General features: G+C 69.5%; 6 protein-coding genes. 2 read left to right on the forward strand and 4 right to left on the reverse strand.

All coding sequences use genetic code 11. The annotated features are described in order from the left end of the window. From VJR25_RS06900 to VJR25_RS06915, 4 genes are all read right to left on the reverse strand, one after another. On the reverse strand, positions 1-1,649 hold a 1,649-nt coding region (locus tag VJR25_RS06900; protein WP_324113915.1), incomplete at its 3' end, for an alpha-galactosidase. Between the two features lie 63 nt (positions 1,650-1,712). Continuing rightward, positions 1,713-3,056, reverse strand: coding sequence for a sugar ABC transporter substrate-binding protein (locus VJR25_RS06905; RefSeq protein ID WP_324113917.1), 1,344 nt, complete (start codon positions 3,054-3,056; stop codon positions 1,713-1,715). Positions 3,057-3,105: 49 nt separating this feature from the next. Next, positions 3,106-4,026: a carbohydrate ABC transporter permease gene (locus VJR25_RS06910; protein WP_324113919.1), complete on the reverse strand. Its 921-nt coding sequence runs from the start codon at positions 4,024-4,026 to the stop codon at positions 3,106-3,108. 12 nt (positions 4,027-4,038) lie between these two features. Next, positions 4,039-4,983 (reverse strand): sugar ABC transporter permease, encoded by a 945-nt coding sequence (locus VJR25_RS06915; RefSeq protein ID WP_324113921.1) that lies wholly within the window; start codon positions 4,981-4,983, stop codon positions 4,039-4,041. Between the two features lie 179 nt (positions 4,984-5,162). Here VJR25_RS06915 and VJR25_RS06920 point away from each other — a divergent pair, with 179 nt between their 5' ends. Both VJR25_RS06920 and VJR25_RS06925 read left to right on the forward strand, forming a co-directional pair. Beyond that, positions 5,163-6,368, forward strand: a complete 1,206-nt coding sequence (locus VJR25_RS06920; protein WP_324113923.1) for a Gfo/Idh/MocA family oxidoreductase — start codon at positions 5,163-5,165, stop codon at positions 6,366-6,368. A 26-nt stretch (positions 6,369-6,394) separates the two neighbouring features. After that, a complete protein-coding gene (locus VJR25_RS06925) occupies positions 6,395-7,423 on the forward strand; it encodes a LacI family DNA-binding transcriptional regulator (protein ID WP_324113925.1) in 1,029 nt (342 codons plus the stop codon). The last annotated feature ends 122 nt before the right edge of the window (positions 7,424-7,545 follow it).

Consider the following 7,545-nt stretch of genomic DNA (forward strand, 5'->3'; position numbering starts at 1 on the left):
CGCCCCGTGGTGTGCGACCGCGTCGGGCCGACGTGCGCGCCGACGAGCTCCGGCGGCAGCACGGCCTGGGTCCACCGCTGGATGCTCTGCCGCTCCAGCGCATCGTTGCAGTCCGACGTCCACACCCGGTCGGTGCGCTGCAGGATGCCGAGGTCGACGCGCCCGCCGCCGGATGCGCACGACTCGATCTCGACGTCGGGGTGCGCGGCGCGCAGCGCATCGAGAAGCCGGTACAGCGCCTCGGTCTGCGCATGCACCGACGGGCGCCCGTCATGGCCGAGTTCGCTGCTGTCGCGGTTGTGGTCCCACTTCAGGAACGCGATGTCGTTCCGGGTGAGCAGGGCGTCGAGCCGATCGTGGATGTACTGCCAGGCATCCGGATTCGCGAGGTCGAGCACCTGCTGATGACGGAACTCCTGCGGCAGTCGCCCGCCCCCGGTCGACGGGTCGACGGTGGGCCGGGCGATCCACTCGGGGTGGGCCCGTGCGAGCTCGGAGTCGAGGTTGACCATCTCGGGCTCGACCCACAGACCGAACTCCATGCCCCTCGCGGTGACGGCGTCGATGAGCGGGGTGAGTCCGTCGGGCCAGACTCCCGGGTCGACGATCCAGTCGCCGAGTCCCGCGCTGTCGTCGCGCCGCCCGAGGAACCAGCCGTCGTCGAGCACGAACCGTTCGACCCCGAGGTCCGCCGCGTGGTCGACGAGCTCGAGGAGAGGCTCCAGGCGCTGGTCGAAGTAGACCGCCTCCCAGGTGTTGAGCACCACCGGGCGCGGCGCGGCGGGATGCTGCGGCCGGGCGCGGAACCACTCGTGGAAGCGTGCCGTCACCCCGTCGAGCCCGTGCTCCGAGTACGACGCGTAGAGGGCCGGCGTGCGGTGGCTCTCGCCCGGCGCGAGGGCGATCTCGCCGGCACCGAGCAGCTCCGCCGCGCCGAGGACGCGGCGCCCGTCGGCGAGGGCGTCGAGGTACAGCTCCTGGTCGCCGGACCACGCGAAGTGGGCCGCCCAGACGCGTCCGGTGCGGTTGGCGAAGCCGGGCGTGCCGGCCGCGAACAGCAGGGCGGCGTCATGCCCGGTGCGGGCGTGCCGTCCGGACCGCACCCAGGTGCCCTGCCGGATCATCGAGCGCTGCGGCTGCCGTTCGCGGCACCAGCGACCGGTGAGATCGAGCATCTCGGCGGCGGCCGGGGGGATCGGCAGGCTGATGCCGAGCTCCTCGACCTGGTAGTAGTCGGCGCCGGTGTTGGTGAGCTCGTTGGTCACCTCGAGCAGGCCGCTCGGGTGCAGGGTCAGCTCGGTGGTCACCTCGATGCCGGCATCCGGGTCGCACTGGCGGATCCGGATGCCGCATCCGTCGCCGACCGCCTCCACCGCCGCGGTGCGCAGTACGGGCGAGAAGGCGCGTCCGCCCCGGCTTCCCCGCAGGCCCGGCCGCCCGAGCCATCCGGTCGAGCCGAGCGGCACCAGCCCGCCGATGACGGGCTGGTCGTACGCCGAGTGCGGCACCGGGCCGCGCAGGATGCCGAGATCGGGCAGGTCGCCCTCGAGTGCGCCGCCCCAGTGGTCGATGCGGGGGATCTGCTCGAGGTCGGTCCCGAACCCGATGACGACGCTGACGCCGCCGGCGCGGAGGTGGATGGGGTTCATGCGGTGAGGTCCTTCCATCGCGATTGGGGGCCGGTGCGCGACCGGCCCCCATTGCGGATCGGTTCAGTGGAACAGGGCGTTGACCTGGTTGTTCGCCGCCGTCAGCGACGACGCGGGCGCCTGCCCGGAGACGACGGCATCCATCGCGGGCTGCATGATGCCGGAGACCTTCGTCGCGTTGTCGGTGATGGGGAACAGGAACGTGGTCTTGTCCTTCACCTGCGTGGTGAACGCGGAGACGTCCACCCCTTTCGCCTTGAACGCGGCCGCGGCCTTCGCGGTCGCCTCGGTGATGGCCGGGAAGACGACGGCGTGGGCGGCCACGACGTCCTGGCAGGCGGGGGAGGCGAGGTAGGCGACCCACTTCTCGGCGTCGTCCTTGTTCTTCGTGCCGGCCCAGATGGAGTCGGCCAGGCCGTTGAACATCGAGGAGCGCTTGCCGTCGGGCCCGATCGGGGTGGGGGCGATGCCGATGTCCACGCCCTTGTAACTCTTGTACTGGCCGATCATCCAGTCCCCGTTCGAGTTGATGGCGGCCTTGCCGGCGCCGAAGCTGTCGGCGACGCTGGCGCCGACAGTGGTGGCGAGCTTGGGCATGTAGCCCTTCTGGGCGAGTCCGGCCCACCACGCGATGGTCTGCTGGAACCGCGGGTCGTCGTAGTGGAACGTCGTGCCCCACGGGTTCTTGTCCGTCGCGGTCCAGCCGGTGGTGCCGGTGAGGAAGCTCCACTCGGTCTGGCCGTTGCCGGCGCCCGAGCCGTCGAGCCCCAGGCCGTAGGTCGCGACGTCGTTCTTGTCGAAGCCGGGCTCGTCGCCGCGCTTGCCGTTCTTGTCGATCGTGAGGTGCGCGATGACCTTGCCGTAGCTGCCGCCGTCGGTCGGGTTCCAGGTCAGGTTCTGCATCTGCTGGTCGCTGATGCCGGCCGCCCGGGTCATCTTCTTGTTGTAGAACAGGGCGATCGTGTCCCAGTCCTTGGGCAGTCCGTACCGCTTGCCGTCCTTGCCGACCCAGAGATCGGCCAGGCCCGGGTTGTACTGGCCCATGTCGATGCTGTCCTGCTTCACGAGGTCGTCGAGCGGCAGCAGCTGGTTGGTCTTCACGAAGTCGGGGTAGTACGACAGGTGGTCGGTGAAGACGTCGGGCGCCGTGCCGGCCGCCATGCCGTTGGTGAGCTTGGTCCAGTAGTCGTTCCAGCCGATCTGGGTGATGTCGACCGTGATCTTCGGGTTGGCCTTGTGGAAGTCGGCCGCGCAGGCCTGGTAGGCGGGAAGCTGATTGGCATCCCACAGCCAGTACGAGACGTGGCCCGCCGTGCTGGCGCCGGCGGTTCCGCTGCAGGCGGTGAGACCGGTGGTGGCGAGTGCGGCGACGGCGACGGCGGCGATGCCGGCGAGTCTGGATTTCATGGGGTGGTCCTTTCGGTGACGGGGTGGGAGGGATCAGCGCACGGTCGCGTCACTTGGTGCCGCTGAACCCGATGGAGTTGACGATTCGCTTGCCGAAGACGAAGAACATGATGAGCATCGGCAGGGCGGCGACGAGGGATGCCGCCATGAGGCCCGACCAGTCCGGCGCGCCCTGCGGGGACTGGGACTTGAAGACGCCGAGACCGACGGTGAGCACGCGGGAGCTGTCGTCGTTGCCCACCAGCAGCGGCCAGAAGTACTCGTTCCACTGCCCCATGAAGGTGAGCAGGGCCAGCGTCGACAGCGGTGCGGCGGCGTTCGGGAGCACGATCCGGAAGAACACCCGGAAAGGGCCCGCGCCGTCGAGCATGGCCGCTTCCTCGACCTCGCGCGACATGTTCAGGAAGAACTGGCGCATGAAGAAGATGCAGAACGGGGTCATGAACAGGTAGGGCAGCACGAGGCCCGCCATGGTGTTCAGCAGCCCGAGGTTGCGCACCAGCAGGAAGTTCGGCAGGGCGGTGAAGATGCCCGGCACCAGCACCGTGGCCAGGAACAGGCCGAACACCTTGTCGCGTCCCCGCCAGCGCAGGCGGGAGAACGCGTACGCGGCCATCGAGCTGAAGAACACCGCGCAGGCGGTGGTGATCGTGGCGAACACGATCGAGTTCCACATGTACAGCCAGAAGTCGATCGAGGCGCCGGACCCGCCCTGCGCGATGGCATCCGCCTGCGACTGCAGGCCGAACACGCGCAGGTAGGCGCCGAGGTTGAAGCCGACCGGCAGCAGCGTGCCGGAGCCGCCCGCCAGGTCGGCGTTGGACGACAGCGAGGTGCGCAGCATCCAGTAGAAGGGCAGGATGCTCGCGGCGATCGCGATCCCGAGGGCGATCCAGCCGAAGGCCCGGGTCCACCGGAACGGCGCGCGCCGGCGGGAGCTCCCGGTCGTGATGGTCATCGTCTGCGTCATGGTCGCGCTCCCTTATCCGAGGTCCGACTGATTGCCGCGAAGCAGCTTCATCTGCGCGAACGCGATGACGCCGAGGATGACGAACAGCACCACGGCGATGGCGGAGCCGTAGCCGAACTCCTGCTGCCCGAAGGCGACTTGGTAGATGTAGTACTGGATGACCCGCGTCGCGTTGACGGGCCCGCCCTGGGTGGTGACGGCGACGGTGTCGAAGATCTGGAACGACCCGGTGACGGTCAGCACCAGCACGAGCGCGAGCACCGGGCGAAGAAGCGGCAGGGTGATCTTGCGGAAGGTCGTGACGGGACCCGCGCCGTCGATGCGCGCCGCCTCGTAGACGGTGTCCGGGATCGCCTGCAGGCCGGCGAAGATCAGCAGGCTGGTGTAGCCCATGTTGCGCCAGGTGTTGATGATCGCCTGCGTCGGGATCGCCCAGAACGAGTCGCCGAAGAACGCGATGCGTGGCATCCCGAGTGACGAGATGATGTCGTTGACGATGCCGAGGTTGTAGTCGAGCAGCCAGAACCACACCATCGCCGCGATGACGTTCGCGACCAGGTACGGCATCAGCAGCATCCCGCGCACGAGGGTCGATTTGGCGATGTGGTTCATCAGCAGGCCGAGCCCGACGGCGATCACCGTCTGCACGACGATGTTGATGATCACGTACTCGGCGGTGACGGCCAGCGAGTTCCAGAACAGCGGGTCCTTCACGAGGGCGGCGTAGTTCTTGCCCCCCACCCAGGTCGGCTCGCCGAGGATGCTGTAGTCGGTGAAGCTGAGGTAGACGCCCCGGATGGTCGGGACGATGTAGAAGACCACCAGGCCGATCAGGGCCGGGGCGATGAACAGCAGCGCGACGCGGAAGTCCGACCGCGGCCGCCTCCGTCCGTACGCCCGGGGACCCGGGGACCCGCGTCGTGCACCGGTGACGATGCTTTCCGTTGTTGCAGACATGCTCACTCCATCGTGTCTCTGGCTGGCCATGAAGTTACACGAGTAACTATTGGCGGCGCAAGAGCGGATTTTCAAATTGATCCTGGAAATCCAAGAGAGATGCCGCAGATCGCGAATTGCGCCGGGCGACCGGTGATCCAGCATTGACTCGTGTAGATCGACGTGCGATGCTCGTCCGCATGACACGTCCGTTCTCCCTGGGCATCGTCGGCGCGGGACAGTTCGCCGGCCAATTCGCCAAGCTCTTCAACGCACACCCCCTGATCTCGGGCGTCTTCGTGACCGACGTCCTCGAGGAACGCGCCACCGCACTCGTGCAGCGCGGGGGCCTCGCGGGGACGTTCCCCGGCTTCGAGGCGATGCTGGAGTCGGACCTGGATGCCGTCGCGATCTTCACGCAGCGCTGGACGCACGGACCTCTCGTCGTGCAGGCGCTGCGTGCCGGCAAGCACGTCTACTCGGCGGTGCCGATGGCGATCTCGGTCGATGAGATCACCGCGATCGTCGAGGCGGTCCGCGAGACCGGCCTGACGTACATGATGGGCGAGACGAGCTACTACAACCCCGCGACGATCTACGCGCGAACGCGTGTGGCGGACGGCTCGTTCGGCCGCGTCTTCTACGCCGAGGGCGACTACGTGCACGATATGGACCTCGGCTTCTACGCCGCGTACCAGTACTCCGGCGGCGACGACTGGCGGCGCACGGCGAGCTACCCGCCGATGCTCTATCCGACGCACTCCGTCGGCGGGGTGCTCGGCGCGATCGGCGGGCACGCGGTCAGCGTGAGCTGCATCGGGGTGCGCGACGAGCGCGGCGACGGCGTGTTCGACCGGGACGTCAGCATGTTCGACAACGACTTCTCCAACGCGACCGCGCTGTTCGAGCTCGACGGCGGCGGCTCGATGCGCATCAACGAGTTCCGCCGCGTCGGCTATCCGTCGCACCTGCGGGAGAGCCGTTTCCGGTACTTCGGCACCGAGGGCAGCTTCGAGCAGCTCGTGGGCACGGCGGTGTGGCAGGACAAGCAGGGGTTCGCCGATGTGTCCGACCTCATCGAGACCCGGGCGACTCTGGACCTCGACGACCCGTCCCTCGCCGGCGTGGATCCCGCGCTGCGCGACGCGTTCGTCTCGGGCCTGTCGCTCGTGCACGACCCGTCGCGCCTGCCGGCATCCCTGCGGGTGATGCCCAGCGGGCACGAGGGCAGCCACCAGTTCCTCGTCGACGATTTCGCCGTCGCCGTGGCGAACGGCACCCTGCCGCCTGTCAACGCCTGGGAGGCCGCGCGGTACACCCTGCCCGGCATCGTCGCCCACCAATCCGCCCTGCAGGGCGGCGTGCGCCTGCCGGTGCCGGATCTCGGAGACCCGCCGCGTTCCTAGGGGCGCCCGGTTCATAGGATGGTGTCGTGCCGAGCACCCCGCCCTCGACCAAGCCCGCCGTCACGCGCAACGACGTGGCGCGGCTCGCCGGCGTGAGCACCGCGGTGGTCAGCTACGTGCTCAACGGGTCGAAGCCGGTGGCCCCGGCGACCGCGGCCAGGGTGCGGGATGCCGTCGCGATGCTCGGGTACCGGCCGAACCAGGCCGCGCGGGCCCTGCGCCTGGGCTCGCCCGAGATGCTCGGCATCATCATCCCCGACGCCCAGAACCCCTTCTTCGCCGACCTCACCCACGAGGTGGAGCTCGCGGCGGAGGAGCGCGGACTCGCGCTCCTCGCCGCGAACGCGGACGGCTCACCGGCGCGCGAGCGCGGTCTCGTCGAGAAGTTCGCCACTCGGCGCGTCGACGGGATGCTGCTCAGCAGCACGCTCGCCGTGCCGGACGTGCAGGCTCTGGTGCCCCCGGAGATGCCGCTCGTGCTGCTGAACCAGTATGACGAGGTCCCGGGAGTCGACACCGTCGGCGTGGACCTGCACGAGGGTGCCCTGATCGGGGTCGAGCACCTGGCCGATCACGGGCACCGCACCGTGGGCCTCATCTCCGGGACGACCGCGGGCGGCAACCTCGACGCCCGCGAGGCGGGGTGGCGCACGGCGATCGAGCGGCGCGGCCTCACCCCCGGTCCGGTCGTCCGCGAGACCTTCACGCTGGCGGGCGGCCATGCGGCCGGCCGATGGCTCATCGAGACGAAGACGATGCCGCGGGCCATGTTCGTCAGCTCGGACCAGCTCGCGATCGGGCTCCTGCTCGCCCTGCACGAGGCCGGGCTCCGGGTGCCGGAGGATGTCGCCGTCGTCTCGTTCGACGGCACGCGCGACGGCGAGTTCAGCTGGCCGCCGTTGACCACGGTCGCCCAGCCGGTGCGGTCGATGGCGCGTGCCGCGGTCGCGGCGCTCGTGGACGAGCCGACGGCGGGCCGCCGTCAGTTGTTCGCCCCCACCCTCGTGCGCCGCGTGTCCTGCGGCTGCGTCCCGGCCTCTCCGGCCCACCGGTAGCCCGTCGGCGGACTATTCGGCCGCCGGATGCTGGTCGGTGTAGTCCGGCCGGGAGGGCTGACGGCGCTGGTGTGCGCCTTCACCGCCGGCGCGGCCGCCGTACGGGCGCCCGTGGTCGGCGA

It is taken from the genome of Microbacterium sp. (genome assembly GCF_035277845.1).
GTDB lineage: Bacteria > Actinomycetota > Actinomycetes > Actinomycetales > Microbacteriaceae > Microbacterium.